At 63.8% G+C, this 23,364-nt stretch carries 22 protein-coding genes; 17 read left to right on the top strand and 5 right to left on the bottom strand.

The genetic code is table 11. The annotated features are described in order from the left end of the window. The first annotated feature begins 10 nt into the window (after positions 1-10). The 6 genes from AC1RQP_RS31160 to AC1RQP_RS31135 are packed head-to-tail and all read left to right on the top strand — an operon-like array spanning position 11 to position 5,832. Positions 11-1,930, top strand: a complete 1,920-nt coding sequence (locus AC1RQP_RS31160) for an N-acetylneuraminate synthase family protein (protein WP_492940660.1) — start codon at positions 11-13, stop codon at positions 1,928-1,930. Further along, the gene (locus tag AC1RQP_RS31155) at positions 1,930-2,619 is read left to right on the top strand and encodes an acylneuraminate cytidylyltransferase family protein (protein WP_239625288.1); all 690 of its coding nucleotides are present in this window, start codon (positions 1,930-1,932) and stop codon (positions 2,617-2,619) included. Before AC1RQP_RS31160 ends, AC1RQP_RS31155 begins: the two co-directional genes overlap by 1 nt. After that, the gene (locus AC1RQP_RS31150) at positions 2,612-3,376 is read left to right on the top strand and encodes an SDR family oxidoreductase (protein ID WP_239625290.1); all 765 of its coding nucleotides are present in this window, start codon (positions 2,612-2,614) and stop codon (positions 3,374-3,376) included. Before AC1RQP_RS31155 ends, AC1RQP_RS31150 begins: the two co-directional genes overlap by 8 nt. After that, positions 3,373-4,221 (top strand): sugar phosphate isomerase/epimerase family protein, encoded by an 849-nt coding sequence (locus tag AC1RQP_RS31145; protein WP_492940658.1) that lies wholly within the window; start codon positions 3,373-3,375, stop codon positions 4,219-4,221. Before AC1RQP_RS31150 ends, AC1RQP_RS31145 begins: the two co-directional genes overlap by 4 nt. Beyond that, a complete protein-coding gene (locus AC1RQP_RS31140; RefSeq protein WP_492940656.1) occupies positions 4,218-4,979 on the top strand; it encodes an SDR family NAD(P)-dependent oxidoreductase in 762 nt (253 codons plus the stop codon). Before AC1RQP_RS31145 ends, AC1RQP_RS31140 begins: the two co-directional genes overlap by 4 nt. A gap of 13 nt (positions 4,980-4,992) precedes the next feature. Continuing rightward, entirely contained in the window at positions 4,993-5,832 is an 840-nt protein-coding gene (locus AC1RQP_RS31135; RefSeq protein WP_492940654.1) for an SDR family oxidoreductase, read from the top strand. Between the two features lie 65 nt (positions 5,833-5,897). Here the strand turns inward: AC1RQP_RS31135 and AC1RQP_RS31130 are convergent, their stop codons facing one another. Beyond that, a complete protein-coding gene (locus AC1RQP_RS31130; RefSeq protein WP_492940652.1) occupies positions 5,898-6,821 on the bottom strand; it encodes a hypothetical protein in 924 nt (307 codons plus the stop codon). Between the two features lie 10 nt (positions 6,822-6,831). Beyond that, positions 6,832-7,638, bottom strand: coding sequence for a hypothetical protein (locus AC1RQP_RS31125; protein WP_492940650.1), 807 nt, complete (start codon positions 7,636-7,638; stop codon positions 6,832-6,834). Between the two features lie 278 nt (positions 7,639-7,916). Between AC1RQP_RS31125 and AC1RQP_RS31120 the strand changes: the two genes are divergently transcribed. Then, on the top strand, positions 7,917-8,924 hold the full coding sequence (locus tag AC1RQP_RS31120; protein ID WP_492940648.1) for a class I SAM-dependent methyltransferase: 1,008 nt from the start codon (positions 7,917-7,919) through the stop codon (positions 8,922-8,924). Between the two features lie 42 nt (positions 8,925-8,966). On the opposite strand, the gene AC1RQP_RS31115 is transcribed toward AC1RQP_RS31120, so the two are convergent. Both AC1RQP_RS31115 and AC1RQP_RS31110 read right to left on the bottom strand, forming a co-directional pair. Continuing rightward, positions 8,967-10,376 carry a DUF6418 domain-containing protein gene (locus AC1RQP_RS31115; RefSeq protein ID WP_492940646.1) on the bottom strand — a complete coding sequence of 470 codons (1,410 nt, stop codon included), beginning with the start codon at positions 10,374-10,376 and terminating at the stop codon, positions 8,967-8,969. Between the two features lie 10 nt (positions 10,377-10,386). Further along, on the bottom strand, positions 10,387-11,151 hold the full coding sequence (locus tag AC1RQP_RS31110; RefSeq protein WP_492940644.1) for a hypothetical protein: 765 nt from the start codon (positions 11,149-11,151) through the stop codon (positions 10,387-10,389). A gap of 542 nt (positions 11,152-11,693) precedes the next feature. On the opposite strand from AC1RQP_RS31110, the gene AC1RQP_RS31105 reads away from it, so the two are divergent. The 5 genes from AC1RQP_RS31105 to neuB all read left to right on the top strand — a co-directional run bounded on the left by AC1RQP_RS31105 (position 11,694) and on the right by neuB (position 17,492). Continuing rightward, a complete protein-coding gene (locus tag AC1RQP_RS31105) occupies positions 11,694-12,896 on the top strand; it encodes an HAD-IIIA family hydrolase (RefSeq protein ID WP_492940642.1) in 1,203 nt (400 codons plus the stop codon). A gap of 134 nt (positions 12,897-13,030) precedes the next feature. Beyond that, entirely contained in the window at positions 13,031-14,050 is a 1,020-nt protein-coding gene (locus AC1RQP_RS31100) for an NAD-dependent 4,6-dehydratase LegB (protein WP_492940640.1), read from the top strand. Positions 14,051-14,069: 19 nt separating this feature from the next. Then, positions 14,070-15,254 (top strand): LegC family aminotransferase, encoded by a 1,185-nt coding sequence (locus tag AC1RQP_RS31095; RefSeq protein WP_492940638.1) that lies wholly within the window; start codon positions 14,070-14,072, stop codon positions 15,252-15,254. Next, on the top strand, positions 15,247-16,425 hold the full coding sequence (neuC, locus tag AC1RQP_RS31090) for a UDP-N-acetylglucosamine 2-epimerase (protein ID WP_492940636.1): 1,179 nt from the start codon (positions 15,247-15,249) through the stop codon (positions 16,423-16,425). The genes AC1RQP_RS31095 and neuC overlap by 8 nt, the downstream gene beginning before the upstream one ends. Beyond that, positions 16,422-17,492, top strand: coding sequence for an N-acetylneuraminate synthase (gene neuB, locus AC1RQP_RS31085; protein ID WP_492940634.1), 1,071 nt, complete (start codon positions 16,422-16,424; stop codon positions 17,490-17,492). The genes neuC and neuB overlap by 4 nt, the downstream gene beginning before the upstream one ends. On the opposite strand, the gene AC1RQP_RS31080 is transcribed toward neuB, so the two are convergent. Continuing rightward, complete coding sequence (locus AC1RQP_RS31080) at positions 17,489-18,100, bottom strand: acetyltransferase (protein ID WP_492940632.1); 612 nt, start codon at positions 18,098-18,100, stop codon at positions 17,489-17,491. The genes neuB and AC1RQP_RS31080 overlap by 4 nt on opposite strands. Before the next feature lie 198 nt (positions 18,101-18,298). On the opposite strand from AC1RQP_RS31080, the gene AC1RQP_RS31075 reads away from it, so the two are divergent. The 5 genes from AC1RQP_RS31075 to AC1RQP_RS31055 are packed head-to-tail and all read left to right on the top strand — an operon-like array spanning position 18,299 to position 23,311. Further along, entirely contained in the window at positions 18,299-19,348 is a 1,050-nt protein-coding gene (locus tag AC1RQP_RS31075) for a nucleotidyltransferase family protein (protein ID WP_492940631.1), read from the top strand. Then, positions 19,345-20,253, top strand: a complete 909-nt coding sequence (locus tag AC1RQP_RS31070) for a Gfo/Idh/MocA family protein (protein WP_492940629.1) — start codon at positions 19,345-19,347, stop codon at positions 20,251-20,253. The genes AC1RQP_RS31075 and AC1RQP_RS31070 overlap by 4 nt, the downstream gene beginning before the upstream one ends. Next, positions 20,250-20,951, top strand: a complete 702-nt coding sequence (locus AC1RQP_RS31065) for an acylneuraminate cytidylyltransferase family protein (RefSeq protein WP_271533338.1) — start codon at positions 20,250-20,252, stop codon at positions 20,949-20,951. Before AC1RQP_RS31070 ends, AC1RQP_RS31065 begins: the two co-directional genes overlap by 4 nt. Positions 20,952-20,964: 13 nt before the next feature. After that, positions 20,965-21,786: an SDR family oxidoreductase gene (locus tag AC1RQP_RS31060; RefSeq protein WP_492940627.1), complete on the top strand. Its 822-nt coding sequence runs from the start codon at positions 20,965-20,967 to the stop codon at positions 21,784-21,786. 10 nt (positions 21,787-21,796) lie between these two features. Next, positions 21,797-23,311, top strand: coding sequence for an oligosaccharide flippase family protein (locus tag AC1RQP_RS31055; RefSeq protein ID WP_492940625.1), 1,515 nt, complete (start codon positions 21,797-21,799; stop codon positions 23,309-23,311). The last annotated feature ends 53 nt before the right edge of the window (positions 23,312-23,364 follow it).

The following is a 23,364-nucleotide window of genomic DNA, read 5'->3' as shown; positions in this document are numbered from 1 at the left end:
GAGAATGTTGATGACATCGCCCAAACAGTCTGCTCCGGTCCGCATTGGCAACCGTCTTCTGGGCGAAGGCGAACCCTGCTACGTCATCGCCGAAATCGGCAACAACCACAATGGCGACTTCGACCGCGCCATTGCGCTGGTCGATGCCGCGGTCGCGGCCGGGGCAGATTGCGCGAAATTCCAGATGCGCAAGCTGGACGAAGTCTATCGCGCATCGAGCCTGTCCGGGAAGGACGACGACCTTGCCGTCGAATATACGCTCGATCTCCTTCGCCGCTTCGAGCTGCCGACCGCGCAGCAAAAGAAGATCGCCGAGTACTGCGCAGCCAAGGGTATCGAGTACCTCTGCACGCCCTGGGACGCGAAGAGCGTCGCCGTGCTCGAAGGCTTCGGCGTGCAGGCCTACAAGATCGCCTCGGCCGACCTCACCAACCTGCCGCTGCTCGCTCGCCTCACCGCCACCGGCAAGACGCTGATCGTCTCGACCGGCATGAGCACGACGGACGAGATCAAGGCCGCGGCGAAATTCCTCGACGACCGCAATGCCAGCTACGCGCTCCTGCATTGCCAGAGCACCTATCCGGCAGCGCTCCACAACATCCACCTGCGTTTCATGGAGACGCTGCGCGAGATTCATCCGGTCGTCGGCTATTCCGGACATGAGCGCGGCATCGCCGTTTCGACGGCCGCTGTCGCGCTCGGCGCGGTGATCATCGAACGCCACATCACGCTCGACCGCGAGATGGAAGGTCCGGACCATGCCGCGAGCCTGGAGCCGGAGGAATTCAAGGCGCTCGTCTCCGGCATCCGCGAGGTCGAGGCGGCGCGCGGCGAGAAGCTCGCGGAACGCGCGCTGAGCCAGGGCGAGCTCATCAACCGCGAGAACCTCGCCAAGAGCCTGGTGGCCGCGCGCGACCTTCCGGCCGGTACGATGATCACCGAGAGCGACATCGCCGTGAAGAGCCCGGGACAGGGCCTGTCGCCGTTGAAGATGCCGGCGCTGCTCGGCCGCAGGCTGACGCGGACGATGGCGGCGGACGACTATTTCTTCCAGAGCGACCTCGACGAAGGCGTCGCGAAGGCACGGCGCTACCGTTTCGACCGGCCCTGGGGTGTGCCGGTGCGTTATCACGATACCGCGCGCTTCCTGGAGATCTGCGACCCCGACATCATCGAATTCCACCTCAGCTACAGCGACATGGAGCGCGATCCCGCGGCCTATCTCTCCGGTACCTATGATCTCGGCTTCGTCGTGCATGCGCCGGAGCTGTTTGCCGGCTCCAAGCTGATGGATCTTGCAACCCCCGACGAGGCGCTGCGGCGCTACTCGCTGGAGCAGACGCAAGCGGTGATCGACATCACCCGCGGCCTCAAGAAGTTCTTTCCCAAGACCAAGCGCCCGCCCATCGTCGCCAATATCGGCGGCTTCACCATGGACGAGCCGCTGCCGCCGGAGGAGAAGGCCGAGCGCTATCGCATCTTTGCGCAGAGCTTGACCGAACTCGACATGGACGGCGTTGAGCTGACGCCGCAGACCATGGCGCCGTTCCCCTGGCATTTCGGCGGCCAGCGTCATCAGAACATCTTCATCTTCCCGGAGGAGTCGGCCGCATTCTGCGCCAAGCATGATCTGCGCATGTGCGTCGACATCTCCCACACCAAGCTCGCCGCCAATCATTTCGGCTTCGACTTTGCACAAGGCCTCGCCCAGCTCGGGCCGCACACTGCACATCTGCATTTCGGCGATGCCAAGGGGCTCGACGGCGAAGGACTCCAGATCGGCGAAGGCGAGATCGATTTCGACGAGATCGGACAGGTGCTGCGCAAGCATGCGCCGACGGCGTCATTCATTCCCGAGATATGGCAGGGCCACAAGAACATGGGCGAAGGCTTCTGGACCGCGCTCGAGCGTCTCGAGGGACACATCTGATGGCGCGCAAGACGCTGGCCGTGATCGCCGCGCGCGGCGGCTCCAAGGGCATCCCGCACAAGAACCTGCTCGATCTCTGCGGCAAGCCGCTGATCGCCTGGACGGTCGAGCAGGCGCGCGCCGCACGCGGCGTCGACGTGGTGGCGGTCTCGTCGGACAGTGACAATATCCTGGCCGCGGCCGAGGCCGCCGGCGCCGTCGGCGTGCGGCGTCCGGATGACATTTCGGGTGACCTCGCCTCCTCCGAATCCGCCTGGCTGCATGCCCTCGATGCGACCGAGGCGAGCATGGGACGGTTCGAGCGCATCGTCGCACTTCAGGCCACATCGCCGATCCGCGAGCCGGGCGACATCGAGAACGCGCTTGCAACCTTCGATCGCGACCATCTCGATAGCCTGCTTTCGGTCTGCGAGGTCGAGGATTACTTCAACTGGCGGATCGGCGCGAGCGGACCGGAGCCGATCAATTACGACTATCGCAACCGCCGCATGCGGCAGCAGATCGAGAAGCGCTACCTCGAGAACGGCTCGTTCTACGTCCTGATCCCATCCCTCCTGCGCGAGCAGAACAATCGTCTCGGCGGCAAGATCGGCTTCCACGTGATGGAGCGTCACAAGATGTTCCAGATCGATCGTCCCGAGGACGTCAAGCTTTGCGCCGCCATCATGCGCAGTTACGGCTATGCCTGAGCTCAGCGCCTTCTCTCTCGCAGGCAAGATCGCGGTGGTCACCGGCGCCTCGCGAGGTATTGGCGCAGCGATTGCCAGCGGCTTGCAGGGTGCGGGTGCCACGGTGTTCGGCCTCAGCCGGTCCGGGACCGCGCCGCAGGGCGTCACTGCCATTGCCTGCGATCTCTCCGACGATGAAGCGATCGACAACGCGTTCCGCGCCATTGCGGCAAAAGCCGAACGCATCGACGCGCTCGTGAATGCCGCCGGCATCAGTCTTCCGGCCCAGAGCGCCGAAAGCGAGCTCGCGCGCTTCCGCGCCACGGTGGCAACCGATCTTACCGGCGTCTACGCCACCATCCTCGCCGCCTATCCGCTCCTGAAGAACGCCGGCTCGGCCGCAATCGTCAACGTCACCAGCATCAACTCGATCCGAGGCTTTCCCGGCAATCCCGGCTACGTGGCGGCGAAGGCGGGCCTTGCCGGGCTGACGCGGGCACTCGCTGCCGACTACGCATCCGACGGCATCCGCGTCAACGCGCTTGCTCCGGGCTATGTCGCTACCGAGATGACCGCGAAGAGCTTTGCCGATCCGGTCATGCACGAGGCGAGGCGCCGCCACACCATGCTCGGCCGCTGGGGGCAGCCCGCCGACATGATCGGCGCCGCCATCTTCCTGGCGTCGGACGCCTCCGCCTACGTGACCGGCCAGGAAATCTTCGTCGATGGGGGCTGGACCACCAAGGGCCTCGCCATCAGCTCGGATAGCACATCGTGACCGCAACATTGCAACGCATCGGCTTCATGCAGGGACGCCTGTCGGCACTGGTCGACGGCAAGATCCAGGCGTTCCCGTGGAATGAATGGCGCGAGGAGTTTCCCCGCGCCAAGGCACTCGGCCTGACGCGAATGGAATGGACCATCGATCAGGAGCGGCTGAGGGAGAACCCGCTGATGACCGAGCCGGGACAAGAGGAGATTCTGACACTGTCGCGCGAGAACGGCGTGCGCATCCCGAGCCTGACCGGCGATTGCTTCATGCAGGCGCCGTTCTGGAAGGTCGATGCCGTCGTACGCGACGCGCTCGTCGCCGACCTCGACCTCCTGATCGCCGCCTGCAGCCGGATCGGCATCGAATTCGTCGTGATCCCGCTGGTCGACAACGGCAAGATCGAGCGACAGAGCGAGAGCGATACGTTGAAGCGCGTGCTGCTCGCGCGTTCGGAGACACTTGCGAGGCGCAATATCAGGATCGTCTTCGAGTCCGATCTGCCCCCGCGCGAGCTTGCCCGGTTCATGGAGGCATTTCCGGCGGAGGTCTTCGGCATCAACTACGACAGCGGCAACAGCGCTTCGCTCGGCTACGACAGCGCCGAGGAGATCGATGCCTACGCGCCGCGCATTCTCAACGTGCATGTGAAGGACCGTCTCAGGGGCGGCACCACCGTGCCGCTCGGCACCGGCAATGCTGACCTGGCGAAGACGATCCGTCTGATCGAGCGCTCCGGCTACAAGGGACAATACATCCTGCAGACCGCGCGAGCCGGCGACGGCGATCACGCCGGTGCGCTGGCGAAATATCGCGACATGACGGTTCGCTGGATCGAGGACGCAGCGCGATGAAGCTCGAGCTGAACGATCGCGTCGCCCTCGTCACCGGCGCCAGCCGTGGGATCGGGCTTGCGATCGCAACGACGCTCGCAGCGGAAGGTGCCAAGGTCGCGCTCGCCGCGCGCGGCACAAATGCGCTGGATGCCGCACGGGCCGCGGTCGGCGGGAGCACATCGGTACACGTGGCCGATGTCACCGATCCGGCTGCCGCGGCGACGCTGGTGCAGGAGGTCGAACGGCAGTGGGGGCGCCTCGACATTCTCGTCTGTAACGTCGGCAGCGGAGCTTCCGTACCTCCCGGGAAGGAAACCACCGCGGAGTGGTCGCGGATAATGGACCTCAATCTCTTCGCTACGACCAACGTGGTCGAGGCCGCCCGGCCGTTGATGGCGCGCGGCAGCGGCGACCGGGCCATCGTCTGCATCTCTTCGATCGCGGGCATGGCGGCGCTTGGCGCGCCCGTCACCTACTACGCCGCAAAAGCCGCGCTGAATGCGACCGTGCGCGGCCTGGCCCGGCCGCTGGCGCTCGAAGGTATCCGCATCAATGCGGTGGCACCGGGCAACATCCTGGCCGCAGACGGCACCTGGGCGCGCAAGCTCGCCGAGGACAGCGCTGCGGTCGAGGAGATGCTCGTCCGCGACGTGGCGCTGCGCCGGCTGGGCAAGCCGGAAGAGATCGCCGACCTCGTCGCCTTTCTCGTCTCGCCCCGCGCTTCATTCATCACCGGCAGCGTGATGGTCGCCGACGGCGGCCAGTTGCGTAGCTGAACAGGAGCCTCCGATGGCAAGCCCGTCCTCACGCTATGACCTGACCGGCCGCACCGCTCTCGTGACCGGCGCAGGCGGCCTGCTCGGGCGGCAGCATGTCGCCGCGCTTTCGGAAGCGGGTGCGCGCGTCGTCGTCACCGACGTCGGGCTTGCGCAGGCCGAAGCAGCCGTTGCCGCGCTCAAGCAGAACACGCCGTCCGCCGACCTGATCGCGCTTGCGATCGACGTCACCTCACTTGACTCGGTGCGGGCTGCAAACGAGCAACTTTCCGGCCGCGGCGTCTCCATCGACATCCTCGTCAACAACGCGGCGATCGACCCCAAGGTGACCTCCGCACCCGGCGTGATGCATTCTTCCCGCTTCGAGGCGTTTCCGGTGCCGCAATGGCAGACCGAGATCGCCGTGGGCCTGACCGGTGCTATGCTGTGCGCGCAGGTGTTCGGTGGCGCGATGGCCAAACGCGGTCGCGGCGTGATCCTCAACATCGCCTCCGATCTCGGCGTGATCGCGCCGGACCAGCGAATCTACCGCCAGCCACAGGTGACACGCGAGGAGGAGCAGCCGGTGAAACCGGTGACTTACTCGGTGATCAAGCACGGCCTGATCGGGCTGACGAAATATCTGGCGACCTATTGGGCCGGCCACGGCGTCCGCGTCAACGCGATCTCGCCCGGCGGCGTCTTCAACAACCAGGATCCCGCCTTCGTCGAGCGACTGACGCGCCTGATCCCCATGGCTCGCATGGCCGATGTCGACGAGTACCGCGCTGCGGTGCAGTTCCTCTGCTCCGATGCCTCGAGCTACATGACCGGGCAGAACCTGGTGATCGACGGCGGGAGAAGCGTGTGGTAGCGGCGGCACTATCGTTCGTAACGGAGGCGAGACAACACTGCCCTGCGCTCCGATGATCGATTTCCCTAATGCTGCAAAATACCGGCGAGGTTCATATGCGCTGGCCGCGAATGCTCGATGCCCAGCAGTGTTCGCCGGTTATCGTTCGTGCGCTGTAGATGCAGACTCGCGAGCGTGACGCCTACGCAGGTCGTGACGGTGGATCCGCGGCCGCCGAACGGCTTTAGGAAGTCGAACACCCGACTGCCGAACATGTCGACGACCGACATCTCGCGCGCCCCGAGCGGCGGAATCTCGCCGAAATCGGCCTCGATCTGCTCGCCATCCTCGCGGATCAGCTTCGATGTCGGCCGCGCCGCATGAGCATATTCGGGATCGGAGGAGTGATTGATCAGCATCAGACTGCTGACGATGTCGCTGGTCGCAATGATCTTCGGATTGATCCCGGTGAACCCGATATGCGCCTTGAGTCTGCCTTCGTTCAAGGGCCGGGCAAAGGCTCCGGTGCGATAGATCGCGACGTTATCCTGATCGACATAGGTCATCGAATAGCTGGCAGGCGAGGATCGGAAGCCGTCCATACGCCCGCGCGACATCACGGCGATGACCAGATAATCCTCCTGTGGCAGCTTGAGCGAGGCGAAAAGACGCGACAGCTCGATCTCGACGGAGGAACCCGGCGCATAATTGTCCGGAAACTCGTAGGTCGCACGGTACTCGCCGTCGCGGGACAGGATGTGCAGCTTGAACCTGAGCTTCTTGCTGAAGCCCGAGGCAACCAGGCTGGCGAGCTCGGGAACGAGATCCTTGACTGTTTCGCGGAAATTCTTGCGCAGGCTGCCGGCGACGAGGCTGCGGAGATACCTGATGTCGACGGGGCGATACCAAGCAGGGATCGAGAAACCCATGCGCGACTCGACACCCGCAAAGGTCGGGAACATGAATCTGGGCTCGTAGGGCTTCCAGGGACTGGACGAGAAACGTGTCACGGACGCGCCCCTAAAAATGATGCAAGCTGAATTTGCCGTTGGCAAACTCATAATAGCTGAAAGGGCTGGCGATGTTGGTGCCCTTGAACTCCAGAGCGAAACCTTCGGCTGCGCCGATCAACCTTTCAGCCTCGGGGAAAAGATCAAGCGTGCTGATGCGGACGGCTCCCATCGGCGCGATCTCCGGCAGCGCGCGCTGGCCCAATGCAGTGCCATCCAGGGCCATGAGCCGGGCGGTCCCAACCGAGACGCCCTCGGGCGCCATGCAGGAGTTCACGAGCACCACGCCGGACTCCTTCAGGAATCGCGTAAGATAGGATTGCATCCAGGCCGAGGTCGGGAACGGCGCCGCCGCCACGGGTTCGCGCTCGTGTGACAATGTCACCGCACCGTGCTGCGAGAAATATTGTGCATAGTAGCCGGTGGTCACCTTCCGTCCGGGACGAAGCTTGGTCTCGTGCTTCGGGACCAGCGCCATCGCCACCGTTCCCGAAACCTGCGGACACAGCTCCGAAGTCTGCAACTGCAGCTGTCCGTTGATGCCGAGCTCCCTGTGGAAATACCCGGCCTGCGTGCCCGCTCCGTCGAAGAGCCAGACATGCGCATCCACTTCCGGATGATCATTCATAAAGATCGAGAAGTAGTTGAATGCGCAGACTTGCGTCGTGACGGTCTCGTCGTTGCGCAGGTAGAGCACGGCGGGCGGATAACCTCTCGCGACGGCCTCTCCGATCTGCAGTTCACCGGACATTCGATTAAGACTCGGCGGGAGAGCAATGGACCGGCACAGACCAAATCGACCGGCAGCTTTCGACAAACCATACGCGATTTTCCGGCCCGCATGCTGAAACGTCGACGTAATTTGAGCGTCTGTTTACGCTCAGCCGACCGTTGAATCAACCGGGAATGGCGCGCCACGCCGAGCTGTTCCGAAGACACGGCTCGCCACGAGCATGTCAGCAGCTTGGAGGGCAACCTGTCTCTGCGGCCGCGACGTAGCCGGAAAAGAGGCACTTCGACCTCGGTCGGACTTGCCCCCGAGCCCGCCCCGCAACCTTGCGTTGCGCCTGCCGCTCCCATATAACCAAGCTGGCTATGCGACTTGATCCCTGCCTGAACAGCCGGATCAGGGCCCACCCTGGACACCCAGCATGCTTCAACGACCGTTCGTCAGCGCCACTCCAACCACGGCGTCCTTTCAGCCGAGGAATCGGTGACGTGCGCTGGCAGACAAAGGCGCGAGCATTCTCGGTGCTGTCGAGCATCCCGTTCGGCGAAGACATCCACTACGCCCTGCAGCGCTACGTCACACGGCGGCTGCCGCGGCCCGAGAAGCAGGTCAAATCCGTCTACACGCTCGCGCAGCGGCTGCTGGGCGTTCACGAAGCGTACAGTCTACGGCCGCTACGGGATTCGACCTGCTTCGAGTTCGGCACCGGGCGCGATCTGATCATTCCGCTCGCCTTCAGCGCGCATGGAGCGCAGCGCTTCATCACGGCCGACATCGCGCGCTTGGCCAAGCTGGAGTTGATCCGCTCCAATGCCGCCGTCATTTCCAGACTCAGCGGCACCAGCCACCCCGATATCAATTCCCTAGACGACCTCGAACGTTCCTGGAGGATCGACTATCGCGCGCCAGCCGATGCCCGGACGACAGGCCTGCCGGCCGGTTCGATCGACTGCGCGGTCTCCGTCGAAACGCTCGAACACATTCCCAAGGATGACATCGCGGCGATCTTGAAGGAGCTGCGACGCATCATCCGTCCTGATGGACTGGTCCTCATGCAGATCGACTATGGCGACCACTTCAAAGGCTTCGATCCGTCCATCAGCTCGTTCAACTTTCTGACCTATTCCGAGGAGGATTGGGCGCCCTTCCAGTCGCGCTTCCAATACGTCAATCGTTTGCGCCACAGCGAGTATCTGAAACTATTTAGAGAGGCCGGGTTTGAGCTACTCAGCGATCGGCCCGATCGCCGGCCGCCGGAGCGGCATATTTTGGAACGATTGGCACCATGCTTCAGAGGCTTCTCCGAAGAGGATCTGTTCACGCTTGGCTCCCTGATCATCGGCCGTCCGGCCGATCCATCGAACCGAGATTGAAGATCGCCATTTGCTCGTTGCTTGGCAGAATTGCGGGCTATGTTAGGGCAATTGCCGACGTCCCACCACAAAGCGGCGAAACAATCGAGTCCTGTCGGCCAGCACCCACGGTAGAATGGGCGCCCGCTCCTCGATAATGATTGCCGCAAACAGCGCAGCAATCTTCACCCAATATGTCGGCGTCGCGACAAAGTTCAGCATGCCGCCGATGTACATCACGTAGATGCCGTACAGCACGTAAAAAGATAGAGCCGCCGTCACATATCGTTCGGCGATGATCGACCGGATCATGACAGCTGAGAGGAGCGCAGTGAGCCAACCGGCCCCCAGCAGGAAGATCCAGCCGAAATAAGGACCAAACAGTTCGAAGAAAATTTCGGGAAATCCGCCCGCGAACTGAAAACCGCCTGTGATGTGTTCCGTCGTCCGCGGCTCACCAATGGTTTCGGACATCAGAAGCTGCGGGGTCGTGTTCCGTCCCGCAACGATGGGGCGGTCGAACAGGAAATCGAAGGCGTGGCGCGCGTCCCAATCTCCGTTGACCAGAACGCGTTGATAGGACGCCCATCCTATCTCCGAGGGCTGCACCAGAACGCGCTCGACAAAAGCATCCAGCGCCGCCTGACCTTCGAACCCTCGGACCCTGGTCAGATTCCAATAGAGCGCGAATGCAATCATCATGGCGATCAGCACAATGACGCCGGTGCCGGCCAGCACGATGCGGCGGTCGCTAACCCGGGGCAGCAAGCTGAACAAACTTGCGCTCCCGAGATCTCGCGCCTGAACGATCAGCACCGCGGAAAACGGTATGACAAAGAACGCACAATATCGGTAGAACGGCGAGAAGCGCCCGCCTGCGAGAAACATGTAGAAGGTGAGGACGGCCAGCAAACCCACGAAGCGGTAATCGTATCGCTGGCGTCGCAATCGCTCGGCCACAAACATGGTCCCCCACCAGAAGCAGAGCATGTCGCCTCGCTCGACCACCAGGCGATGGAGGAAGCTGGCCTGTTCGTTGAAGGTCCAACGCTCGATCTTGGCAAACAGCGGAATGACACCTCCCTGAATCAGGGCACCGAAAAGCAAGATCAAGAAGAGGACGGACGCGTAGAACGTGACGTCCGAAAGGGTCAGTTGAGATTGGGACGCAGGCAGTCCGGGAGTTGGAGCCGCCCGTGCCCATTCATCGAGCGCCCTCGAATTGAAGACCCAGAGGAAAGGAAGAAGCGTCAGAAAATACGCGATCGACTGGAACACCGTCATGACGCCGGGTCCAATGAACATCTCAAGCTGGGACGAGAACACGGGCCCCGTGAGATCGATATAGAGCGACGAGATCGTCCGCCATGCGAAGGTAAACAAAAGGAAGGCAAGACAAATGAGGATCGCCGACCTGAACAGCCCCAGCCAGACGAAGAAGAGTAGTATGGAGGCTCCAGCCAGAAGGGTCATTGCCTAAGTCCTAGCCGAGACGCGCCGGCCGCCTCAGAAAGAAGGTCAAAAGACCGACGAAAAGCAGAATGCCCAAGCCCGCCAGGATGGCTCTCTGCACGAGATTGACTTCCCTCGGCCCTTCCGTCGCGGGAGACAAACCATCTTGCGGCCCCGTCATTTTCACGGTGCGTTCGATATAAGCCAGCAGAGCAATGCGCGTATCAACATTGAGCATCCTGTCGACCGAAGCCCCTGGACTCTCAACGAAAGCAGCCCCGATGGAACCCCCGTCCGGCCGAGCCGGCGCCAAGTCCATACTGCTCTTCCTCAATGCATCGTTGAGCAGCACTCTCGCATCTTGCAGGCGCGCGCGCACCGAATGCAACAACTCCATCCTCGGCTCGAATAATCTCTGGTGTGCGGCCTGGATCGCAAGAACAGCCTGTTGAAGCAGGGTCGCCGCCTCCTCCTTCGAGGCGGAGCTCGCCTCCAGGCGGATCGACGAATCGCCAATAACGATCCCGCGCAATGAGGCTCCGCCGAACGCCCCACGCGAGTCGGGAAGCGCCTTTCGAGCATCGGCCAGAACAGTGCTCTGAAATTGGACCGCTCCGATTCGCGTCACCAGATCACGGGCACTCTCCACGGGTTCAACTCCTGCCCCAGCGAGCCCGAGAATACTTTGAAGGGTGGGCATCGTACCAATCGCGATCGTCGAGGTCGCGGTCCAGGATTCCACCTTTCGGCCGACGGCAAGGGAGCCAAGAGCAGCCAACAAGATCGCCCCGATCATGAGCGAAAGGACCCAATGTTTCCGCGCTGCTCGGACAGCAACATGGAACCATCTCGCAAGCTGCAGAAACGCTGGAGCTCGCGGCGTACGCTCGGCCATCGGCATGTGACTCTTGTCCCCGGCAACCCCCACAATACGGATGGGGAACCCGGTCATTATCATACTGAGCTATCTCTGGTTGATCAATCGGCCCATAGCCAAGGGCTCTCGATGATCGACCCTCATATGATCGCCCGCCTGCGCTCCGCCCGGCCGGTTCGTTCGACAAGAGAATCCTCGCCTTCTCCCTTGCTCGTTGCCTCCGGGCGTCGCTAAGCGTAAACAGAGCCCGCAACAGTTCCTGTCGCAGCGGGCAGCTCGCCATTGACGGGCGTTGGTGCGGGGGCTTTTTCACTCAGTGTCGCGTTCGCTAAGCCTTTGTCGACGATCGACCGACGTTGGGAGAAGATCCGGCCACCACAGCTCGATCCAACGAGAGCCAGAACCTTGAGACAAACATTTGCTGCTCACCTTCGACCGAGGCGCCGATGGGGAGAGCCGTCATGCTGAGACAGGCCGCGATCCTCGTCGGGGGACTCGGCACCCGCCTCGGCGAACGCACCAAAACCGTGCCGAAGCCGATGCTCGACATCGGCGGGCGACCGTTTCTCGACACGCTGATCGACGAACTCGCACGCTATGGCGTGTTCGATGAGATCCTGCTGCTGGCGGGCCACAAGGCGGAGATCGTCGAGACGCACTACGCGGCAGCCGCCAGGGGGCAGACGCGAATCGTCGTGTCCCGCGAGACGGAGCCGCTCGGCACCGGCGGCGCGCTCATCCATGCGCGCAACCTGCTGCACGATCGCTTCCTGCTGCTGAATGGAGATTCTCTGTTCGACTTCAACCTGCTCGACCTGATCGTGCGCGCCCAAGGGGGACGCGTTCACATGGCACTGCGCGACGGCGTCGTCGGGGACCGCTATGGACGCGTCGTCCTCGACGGTGACGTAGTGCGTGACTTCATCGCCCCGGGTGCGGGTGCCACGGGACCGGTCAATGCCGGCATCTACGTCATCGACAAGTCCGTTCTTGCCGACATCACGATGCTTCCCGCCTCGCTCGAGCAGGACGTATTTCCTGGCCTGACCAAGTCCGGCGCACTGCGCGGCACGGCCTATCGCGGTTACTTCATCGATATCGGCATTCCCGACGACTTTGCGCGCGCCGACCGCGAATTGCGGAACAAGCTGCGTCGGCCGGCCGTGTTTTTCGATCGCGACGGCGTGCTCAACCATGATTCGGGATACACTTTCGAGACGCACAGGCTCGAATGGATCGAGGGCGCACGCGAGGCCGTGAAGGCCGTCAACGACGCTGGCTATTTTGCCTTCGTCATCACCAATCAGTCCGGGGTCGCTCGCGGCTACTACGAGGAGCATCACGTGGTCGCGCTGCACCGCTGGATGGCGGACCAGATGGCGCTGATCGGCGCGCATGTCGATGCATTCGAATATTGCCCCGATCACCCCGAAGGCACCGTCGCGCGCTATTGCCGCACGAGCGACCGGCGCAAGCCGGCGCCGGGCATGATCATCGATCTCGCACAGCGCTTTCCGGTCGACATGACGCGCAGCATGGTGATCGGCGACAAGCCGAGCGACATCGAAGCCGCTCGTGCGGCCGGCCTCGCCGGCCACTTGTTCGAGGGCGGCAACCTGGAGACCTTCGTGAGACAGCGCCTCATGCCGGCCGGCCAGGCCTAGGGGCGCGTCACGAAAACTGCTGCATCCCCGGGCATTTGGCAGCTTTCTGGCGCTGCTCTGTTGCGCGCAACCGCCAGTGTGCTATAGCGCCATCTTGTTGCGAACACAGGCTTAATCGCCTTCTGGGGTCCGGCATGGCAGATCTAAGGGACGCCCGCGTCCTCGTTACCGGCAGCGACGGCTTCATCGGTTCGCATGTCGTCGAGGAGCTGGTGAAGGCCGGGGCTCGCGTCAAGGCGATCGTCTACTACAACTCCTTCAATTCCTGGGGCTGGTTGGACACGGTTCCCGCTGACATCATGAAGTCCGTGGAGGTGGTCGCCGGCGATATCCGCGATCCGCACTTCATGATCGCAACCGCCAGCGGCTGCACCGACGTGCTGCACCTGGCGGCGCTGATCGCGATCCCCTTCTCCTACGTCGCGCCCGACTCCTATGTCGACACCAACGTCAAGGGCACGGTGAACGTGCTCCAGGCGGCGCGCATGGCGGGCGTGCGGCGCTTCGTGCAGACCTCGACCAGCGAGGTCTACGGCACGGCGCAGATCGTCCCGATCAAGGAGAACCATCCGCTGGTTGGCCAGTCACCCTACTCGGCCTCGAAGATCGCATCCGACCAGATGGCGCTGTCGTTCCACGCCTCGTTCGACATGCCGGTTGTCGTGATCCGCCCGTTCAACACCTTCGGCCCCCGGCAGTCGGCGCGCGCGGTGATTCCGACCATCATCAGCCAGATCGCGACCGGCAAGCGCAAGATCCGTCTTGGCGCCGTCAGTCCGACGCGGGACTTCTCCTTCGTCACCGATACCGCGCGCGGCCTCATCGCAGGACTTACCGCGCCGGCCGAGCAATGCGTTGGCCAGACCATCAATCTCGGCAGCGGCTTCGAGATCTCGGTCGGCGCGACCGTCGAGATGATCGCCGATGTCATGGGGACCGCGATCGAAATCGAGACCGACGAGACGCGCCTCCGTCCGGCCAACAGCGAGGTCGAGCGGCTCTGGGCCGACAATTCCAAGGCACGCCAGCAGCTCGGTTGGAGCCCTGAATTCGGCGGTGTCGAGGGCATGCGTCGCGGCATGGTCAAGACCGTCAACTGGTTCACCAATCCCGCAAACCTCAACCGCTACAAGGCTGACGTCTACAATGTCTGAGGTGATGGTGGACAGTGTCATGACCAGCTCAGACTTCAAGCCGGAGACGATCGTCGATGCCGTGCGGCACGCGGTGGGGACGCCGAACGGCGTCCTCGGCCTGCACGAACCGGTGTTCGCCGGAAACGAGATCGCCTACCTCGAAGAGTGCATCAAGAGCACCTTCGTTTCCTCGGTCGGCCCCTTTGTCGATCGGTTCGAGCGCATGCTGGAGGAGGTCACCGGCGCCAAACGCGCGATCGCCGTCGTCAATGGTACCGCCGCGTTGCATGCCTGCTTCAGGCTCGCCGGCGTCGAGCCCGGCGACGAGGTCATCTCGCCAGCGCTGACTTTCATCGCGACGACGAACGCGATCGCCTATTGCGGCGCAACGCCGCATTTCGTCGACAGCTCGCTTGCCACGCTCGGCATGGATCCCGGCGCACTCGCGGTGCGCCTCGGGGCGATTGCGGAGCGGACCGCAGGAGGCACGATCAATCGCGAGACCGGTCGCCGCATCGCGGCGATCTCGCCGATGCACACGTTCGGGCATCCCGTTGCACTCGACGAGATCGCAGCGATCGCGCACGACTGGGGCATCGCGCTGGTGGAGGATGCCGCGGAATCGCTCGGCTCGACCTACAAGGGTCACGCCGTCGGATCGCAGGCGCGGCTCGCGGCGCTGAGTTTCAACGGCAACAAGATCGTCACCACCGGCGGCGGCGGCGCCATCCTCACCAATGACGAGGAGCTGGGACGCCGCGCCAAGCATCTCACCACGACCGCGAAGCTGCCGCACAAATGGGCCTTCGTGCATGACGAGATCGGCTTCAACTACCGCCTGCCCAACCTGAACGCCGCGCTCGGTTGCGCCCAGCTCGAGCAGCTCGACGGCTTCCTGGCGAGCAAGCGCCGGCTGGCGGCCGCCTACGAGCGTGTCTTTGCCGGCGTGCCCGGCGTGCGCTTCTCGCGCGAGCCCGCGGGTACGACGAGCAATTACTGGCTGAACGCGGTCCTGCTCGACGAGGCGCATGCCGAGCGGCGCGACGACGTGCTCACGGCATTGAACGAGGCCGGCTTCGGCGCGCGCCCGGCCTGGACGTTGATGCACAGGCTGCCGATGTTTGCGCAAAGCCCCCGCGGCGATCTTTCCACCGCGGAATCCATAGAGCGCCGGCTGATCAACCTGCCCAGCAGCGCCAGCATCAGGCCCCGCGATGAGTAGTCGCGCACGAAAAATCTGCTTCGTCACCGGCAGCCGGGCCGATTTCGGCCTGCTGGTCTGGCCGATGCACGCAATCCGTCAGACGCCAGGCCTGACGCTTCAGCTCATCGCCACCGGCATGCATCTCGCGCCAGAGTTCGGCTACACCTTCAACTCCATCCGCGAGGAAGGTTTTGAGGTTGACGAGCGCATCGAGACGCTGCTGAGCAGCGATACCGGCGCCGGAGTCGCCAAATCGGTCGGACTCGGCGTGATCGGCTTTGCCGACGCCTTCACGCGGTTGCAGCCGGATCTCGTTGTCGTGCTCGGCGACCGGTTCGAAATGTTCGCGGCCGCGCAGGCCGCGATGTTCATGCGACTGCCGATGGCGCATCTGTTCGGCGGAGACGTCACCGAAGGCGCGGTCGACGAATCCACGCGCCACGCCATCAGCAAGATGTCGCATCTGCATTTCACCAGCAATCAAGGCTCGACGCGGCGATTGATGCAGCTTGGCGAGCACCCGTCCCGCATCCATACCATCGGCTCGGTCGGCATCGACGCCATCAAGCATCTCGATCTGATGAACCGCGACGACATAGGCGACGCGATCGGGATGCCGCTCGGCGAACGCAATGCACTGATCACGTTTCACCCCGTCACGGTCGAAGCCGGGCGGTCGGTGGCCGAGTTGGAAGAGTTGTTCGCTGGCCTGTCGACACTCGATCCCGCCTTCCGTCTTGTCTTCACGCTCGCCAATGCCGATGCCGAAGGGCGCGCGCTGAACGATCGGACCAAGGCCTTCGCGGCGCGCCGGCCGAACACGATCGCGGTCGCCTCGCTCGGGCAGCTCCGCTACCTCAGCCTGATGAGCCAAGTAGACGTGGTGATCGGCAACTCCTCGAGCGGCGTGCTCGAAGCACCCTCCTTCGGCGTTCCCACGGTGGATATAGGCGACCGTCAGAAGGGGCGTGAGCGCGCGGCCTCGGTGTTTCATGCAGCGCCCGAACGTGGCGCAATTGCCGCCGCGATCTCGGCAGGACTCCAGCGTGGCCGCGAAGCCACCGTCAACCCCTACGGCGACGGCGAATCCAGCCGGCGATTTGCCGACATTATCGCCGACATCCCCGATTTCAGGCGGCTTCTGGCCAAGGGCTTTTACGAACTTCCCGCAAGCGGAGCGCGGCCATGACGACGCACACGCTGATCATCGCGGAAGCCGGGGTCAATCACGACGGCAGCCTGGAAAAGGCGCTGGCCTTGGTCGACGCGGCAGCCGATGCCGGAGCCGACATCGTCAAGTTCCAGACCTTCAATGCAAAGGCGTTGGCGGGCGGCGCGGCGAAGAAGGCCGACTATCAGCAGCGCACCACCGATGCCGGCGAGAGCCAACTAGCCATGCTCGAACGTCTCGAGCTGCCGCAGGCTGCGCATGAGACGCTGATCGCGCGCGCCAAGGAGCGCGGCATCGAGTTTCTGTCGACGCCGTTCGATAGTACTTCGCTCGACTTCCTTTTGTCTCTGAAACTGTCGCGCATCAAGATTGGTTCGGGCGATCTCACCAATGCCCCGCTGCTGCACGCAGCAGCAAAGGCCGGCGCGACGCTGATCCTGTCGACCGGCATGGCAACGCTCGGCGAGGTTGAGGAAGCACTGGGTGTATTGGCCCATGGCTATGCGCATCGCAGGGATCCCGCAGGCGTCGCCTCGTTCCGCGCAGCATGGCGCGATCGGGCGGCACGCGCCGCGCTGGCGCGGCATGTCAGCCTGCTCCATTGTACGACCGAATATCCCTGCCCCATCGCCGATGTAAACCTCGCCGCGATGGCGACGATGCGATCGGCGTTCCAGCTTCCGGTCGGTTATTCCGATCACACCGATGGGTTCGAGATTTCGGTAGCCGCGGTCGCGCTCGGCGCGACCATCGTCGAAAAGCACCTGACGCTGGATCGCAATGCGCCCGGCCCCGACCACGCTGCCTCACTGGAGCCGGACGATTTCAAGCGCATGGTCGGCGCCATCCGCAATGTCGAGACCGCGCTCGGCGACGGCGTGAAGACGCCGAAGGAATCCGAAATCAGGAACGTCCCGGTGGCGCGCAAGAGCATCGTGGCGGCGCGCGCGCTGAGGGCCGGCGAGATCATCGGACCGGCCGACATCACGGCCAAGCGGCCGGGCACCGGGCGGCCGCCGATCGACTATTGGTCCTTGATCGGAACGGCGGCGCCGCAGGCGCTTGATCCGGACGACCCGGTTTAACGACGGGGCTTTGCAGGGACCCCGCGCAGCACGGACCCGGGCGGCCATGAAGCCGTAACGACGGAACCCATCGCCACCAGCGTATCATTGCCAATGGAAATGTGATCGCGGACCCGGCTGCCGAGCCCCACAAAGGAGTTGTCGCCGATCTCTGCACCGCCGCCGACCACGGTTCCGGGAGACAGATGCGTGCAGTGCCCAACTCGCACATCGTGCTCGACGACCGCGCCGGAATTGATGATGCAGTGATGGCCGATCATGCTGCGTGCATTGACGATCGCACCCGGCATGATGACGCTACCCGCGCCGATCGTTGCCGATGGCGAGACGAACGCGCGCGGATGGATCACCGACGCCCAGCGCTTGAGCTGCAGCCGGCCGATCAATTGCCGTCGCGCGGGCCCCGCCTGCATCGTTCCGATCCCGACCACGAAGGCGGCATCCGGATAGTTGGACGCAACGTCATCGGTTCCGAGGTAGCGCGCATTGCCCAGTGTTCCCGGCTGGCGATCGAGGAAACCGACGACGTTGAACAGGCCCGACAGGAGAGCGGCCTCATAGACCATGAAGGCATGCTCGCCGCCACCGATGATGATGAGATCGTCCATCGCATTTCCCCTGCACAGACCGATCTTAGCGACGGGGCTGCGGTACTTCAAATCGACGGGGCCTGGCCCAAAAACACGGGTATTAACAAGGTCAACGCCCGGGCCCCTGGCGGGGTTGACGCCGCCTCTCGCAGCCGCGATATAGCAGGCTCAGCCGTGGGCCGCCCCCAATATCTGGCGTATACGAGGCAAATTGCCATGAAATCCTGGCGCAAAGCCGTCGTCGGTACCCAGGCGACTGTGGGCGAGGCCATCGCCGCGATCGAGAGCGGAAGCATCCAGGTTGCGCTGGTGCTCGACGACCACAATCGCCTGCTGGGCGTGGTCACCGACGGCGACGTGAGGCGCGGGCTGCTGCGCGGCATTCCTCTCGCCGGACTTGCGACCGACATCATGAACCGGACGCCGGTGTCGGCCCCTGCGACCTTGCCGCGCGAGGATCGCCTGCAGCTGATGCGGCAGAGGTCGATCAAGCAGCTCCCGCTTGTCGACGAGGGCGGCCATCTGGTCGTGGTCGAGACGCTCGATGAGCTGCTCGAGCCGCGTCACTATCCCAATCCTGTGCTGATCATGGCTGGCGGCCTCGGCGAGCGCCTGGGTGCGCTGACGCGCGACGTGCCGAAGCCGATGCTCCATGTCGGCGGCCGACCATTGCTGGAGACGATCGTCCGCAACGTGGTGCAGCAGGGTTTCGGCAACATCTACATTTCGGTCAACTACAAGGCTCAGACGATTAAAGACTACTTTGCCGATGGCGCCGCCTTCGGTGCCAACATCCAGTACGTGCACGAGACCGAACGTCTGGGTACCGCCGGCGCGCTTGGGCTCTTTTCGACACCGCCGGATCTGCCGATGATCGTCACCAACGGCGACATCCTCACCACGATCAACTATGGAGCGCTTCTCGACTTCCACAACGGAACGCCGGCGGAAGCGACGATGGCCGTTCGCGAGCACAAGGTGCACGTCCCCTATGGCGTGGTTTCCACGTCGGAGGGCTTTCTCCAGACCATTCGCGAGAAGCCGACCGAGAGCTGGTTCGTCAGTGCCGGCATATATGTGGTTGGAAGCTCGGTCTTCCGCCATGTCGCCCCCGGTGTCAGCATCGATATGCCGACCGTGCTGGAGCGGGTGATCGCCGATAAGGGACGCGTCGCCGTCTATCCCATTCGTGAATACTGGCTCGACATCGGCCGCCTGGAGGATTTCGAGCAGGCGCATGCAGAGTTTCACGAGGTCTTCCCGTGACCTCAACAACCGCCGTCGTGGTTGGCCTCGGCTCGATTGGCGCAAGGCATGCGCGGGTCCTGCGCGAGCTCGGCCTTCGGGTCGCGACTGTCAGCCGGCGCGAAGGCGGCGACTACGGGTCGATCGCGCAGGCCGTCGCGGCGGCGCATCCGGACTACGTGGTGATCGCTACCGAGACTGCGCGCCATGCGGGCAATCTGCAGGAGCTCGCGCAGACCAGGTTCCATGGCAGCGTCCTTGTCGAAAAGCCGCTGTTCGCAACACCGGCCCCGGCCCCGAAATATCCCTTCGCCCGTGTCAGCGTCGGATACAATCTGCGCTTTCACCCCGTGATGACGGCGCTGGCGGAACGACTGCGCGAGCGCGACGTGATCACGGTCGACGCCTATGTCGGCCAGGACATCAGGGACTGGCGGCCGGGCCGTGATCACCGTGCGACTGCATCCGCCACGGCTGACGCCGGGGGCGGCGTGCTGCGGGATCTCAGCCACGAACTGGACTATCTTTTGTGGCTGTTCGGGCCATGGCATCGCGTCGCAGCGCTCGGCGGCTCCTCCGGCGCTCGCGACATCGACGTCGACGACCATCTCGACCTGCTGCTCGATATGCAGCTGGCGCCATCGGTGCACGTCCACATGGACTATCTCGATCGCCAGGGCATCCGCCGCATTCGCGTCAATGTCGACGACGATACCATCGAGGCCGATCTCGTCGGCAGCCGTCTCACGGTCAACGGCAAGGCAACGGAGATTCCCAGCGAGCGCGACCAGAGCTATCGCGACATGCATGTCGCGGCGATGCGCGGCGCGAGCCCGGTCTGCTCGCTGCCCGAGGCCCTCGGCGTCGTGCATCTGATCGACGCCAGCGAGCGCGCGCTGCGCGCCAAGACCTGGATATCGCCATGAGTCTCGTCTGCACCATCTGCGCGCGAGGCGGCTCGAAAGGGGTGGTCGGCAAGAACGCGCGCGATCTCCTGGGCAGGCCGGTGCTCGCGTGGAGCATCGCGCAGGCGCGAGAGACCGGCCTGTTCGATGCGATCGCCTTCAGCAGCGATTCGGACGCCCTGCTCGAGGCAGCGCTGAAGGCCGGCGCCGACATCGCGGTCAGGCGCCCCGACGAGATGGCGACCGATACCGCGCCAAAGCTGCCGGCGATCCGCCATTGTCTCGAGCAGGCCATCGCGCAAATGGGCACGACGCCCGAGATCTTCGTCGATCTCGACGTAACCTCGCCGCTCAGGCTCGCCTCCGACATCACCGGTGCGGTGGCACTGCTGCGCGAGAGCGGCGCGCGCAATGTCATTACCGGGGCGCCGGCGCGACGCTCGCCCTATTTCAACCTTGTCGAGCAGCGCTCCGATGGCAGCGTCGGCCTGTCCAAATCTGCCGATCCTCCGATCACGCGCCGGCAGGATGCGCCGCGCTGCTTCGACATGAACGCGTCGATCTATGTCTGGCGCGTCGCGCCATTCCTGGAGCGGCCTGCGGTATTCTACCCGGACACGCGCCTGCTCGAAATGCCGGAAGAGCGTTCGATCGACATCGATTCCGATCTCGATTTCACGTTGGTGGAACTGTTGCTCCGCCAACGACTGGCGGCCTGAGGAGGCGCAAGCGATGACCACGAGCTTCAAGGCTCTGTTCGATCTGACCGGCCGCACCGCCGTCGTTACCGGCGGGTGCGGCATTCTTGGTCGTCGCTTTGCCGAGGGCCTTGCCGAGTTCGGCGCCAACGTTGCGATTGTCGATCTGGATCAGGCCGCAACCGATGCCGCAGCAGCCGACGTCGCCTCCCGCCATGCCGTCCGCGCCAGAGGCTACGGTTGCGACATCACCAACCCTGAAGCGGTGCGCAACACAGCCGATGCGATCGAGGCCGACCTCGGACCGGTCTCGATCCTGCTCAACAACGCGGCCAGCAAGACCCGCGACGTCGACGCCTTCTTCGCGCCTGTCGAGAAATTCTCGCAGGAGACCTGGCGCGAGATCATGGCTGTCAATCTCGACGGCATGTTCAACGTCGCGCAGGTGTTCGGCGGCCGGATGGCCGAACGCGGCTACGGCGCCATCGTGCAGACCGCCTCGATCTACGGACTGATGGCCCCCGATCAGCGCATCTACGAAGGCTCCGAGTATCTCGGCCGCGCCATCAACACGCCGGCGGTCTACACCGCCTCGAAGGCCGGTGTCATCGGCCTCACGAAGCACCTGGCGACCTACTGGGCGAGCAAGGGCGTTCGCGTCAACACGCTGACCCCGGGCGGGGTGGAGAGCGGGCAAAACGAGACCTTCAAGGCGCGCTATGGTGCCCGTATCCCACTGGGCCGCATGGCTCGCGCGGACGAAATGGTGGGAACGATCCTCTTCCTGGTGTCCGATGCGGCATCCTACGTCACCGGCCAGAACATCGCGGTCGATGGCGGCCTGAGCGCGTGGTGAGCGGCGGAGCATGCTCAAACAGCTGATCCGCAACACGCTGATATCCAGTGCGGCCTTCGGAATTGCGGCTGTGCTCGGGCTCGTCGTTATACCCGTCATCATCCGCACTTGGGGCGTGACCGAGTTCGGCCTCATCGTGCTGGCCCGCATCCTGCTGCCAAGCGGGATGATGGGACTGCTCGATCTCGGCCTCTCCGAGGTCACAACGCAAGCGGTCGCACGGGCGCGGGAGCATCGCAATTGGCGCATCGCCGGCCAGCAGCTCGCGCTTCTTACTGTGATGGCCGTGGGCCTCGCAGGGCTGCTCGCGGTCACGATCTGGATCAGCGCGCCTTACCTGACCATCGCGCTCCGCGTCGATGCTGCTCACGCCGACAGGTTTGCGCAAATTTTGCGCTACACTGCGCTTGCCAACGTGGTGCTGATCCCGGCACTGGTCTGGGAAGGCATCGTCAAGGGCTTTGAACGCTACAATGTCCTGCGGCTGGCGGAGGTGAGCTCCACGATCGCCTATGTGACCTGCACGATCTGGGCCGCCAATACCGGGGCCTCATTCGAGGTGGTGGCCTACATCTATCTCGCCAGCACTTTGATGCGCGCATGCTTGGCGTTCGCCGCAGCCTTCGTCGCTGTCGTGCGCAAGGTCAAACTCGCGATGTGGGACGCGCCGATCCGGCGCGAGCTGTTCCACCGCTGCGCGCTGTTCGCGCAAGGCAAGCTGACGGGCGGCCTGGCACTCCCGATTCAACCCTTCCTGGTCGGCCTCTTGTTCGGACCCAAGGGCGTGGGGGTATACGACACCCTGGTCAGGCTGCCCCGCGTGTCCAAGGTCGTCGTTGGCCTCCTGACGTCGGCCCTGCTGCCGGTGGCAAGCCGCCTCGACGAACGCGGCAACGCTGCCACGTTCCAGCGCCTTGGCGAATTCGGCCTGGTCGTCCTGCCGATGTTCACGGTGCCGCCGCTGATGGCGGCCGCCGTGCTGTCGCGCGAGATCATGCAGGTATGGATCGGACCACAGATGGCCCCCTACGCTGTCTGGATGGGCCTCTGCTTCGTGGTGCCGATCTGCGCTCAATACCTCGCCTTCGGCAACGTCATGTTCCTGACCCGCACAGACGTGCAGTCGCGTCTGAACCGGCTCATGATCTATCAATTGGCGGTGTGGGCCGCGGTGGCGGTTGCGACATTGCACCTGTTCGACGAGCGAGCGCTGATTCTTGGCCAAGTGGTTGCCAACGCCGTAATTCTACCGTTGCAGATCGGCACCGTGAGCCGCGCGTTGCGGCTTGACTCTCACCGCCTCCTTAGAGCACTTCTCATGCAGGCTGTCATTCTCGTGGTCCTGGGCCTGCTGCTCCTCAAGTTTGCAGAGTACCTGGCAATCGACGGCTTCTGGGGGCTTGGGCTTGCGATCGCTTCGTTCTGCGTAGTGAGCTGGACCGCACAGTATTTTCTCGTTCTGGAAGACCGCCAGCGGGCAATCTTCGCGGAACTCAGCCAGCGCTTCGGCTGGGCGTCGACCTAGCCTACTATTTGCACGAGTATGTTCGGGAGATCGATGAGCGCCTTGGTCGATAC

This window comes from Bradyrhizobium sp. GW821-FHT13H06, assembly GCF_058803975.1.
Note: the sequence above shows the minus strand (reverse complement) of the source record. Positions and strands in the feature narration are given on the sequence as shown.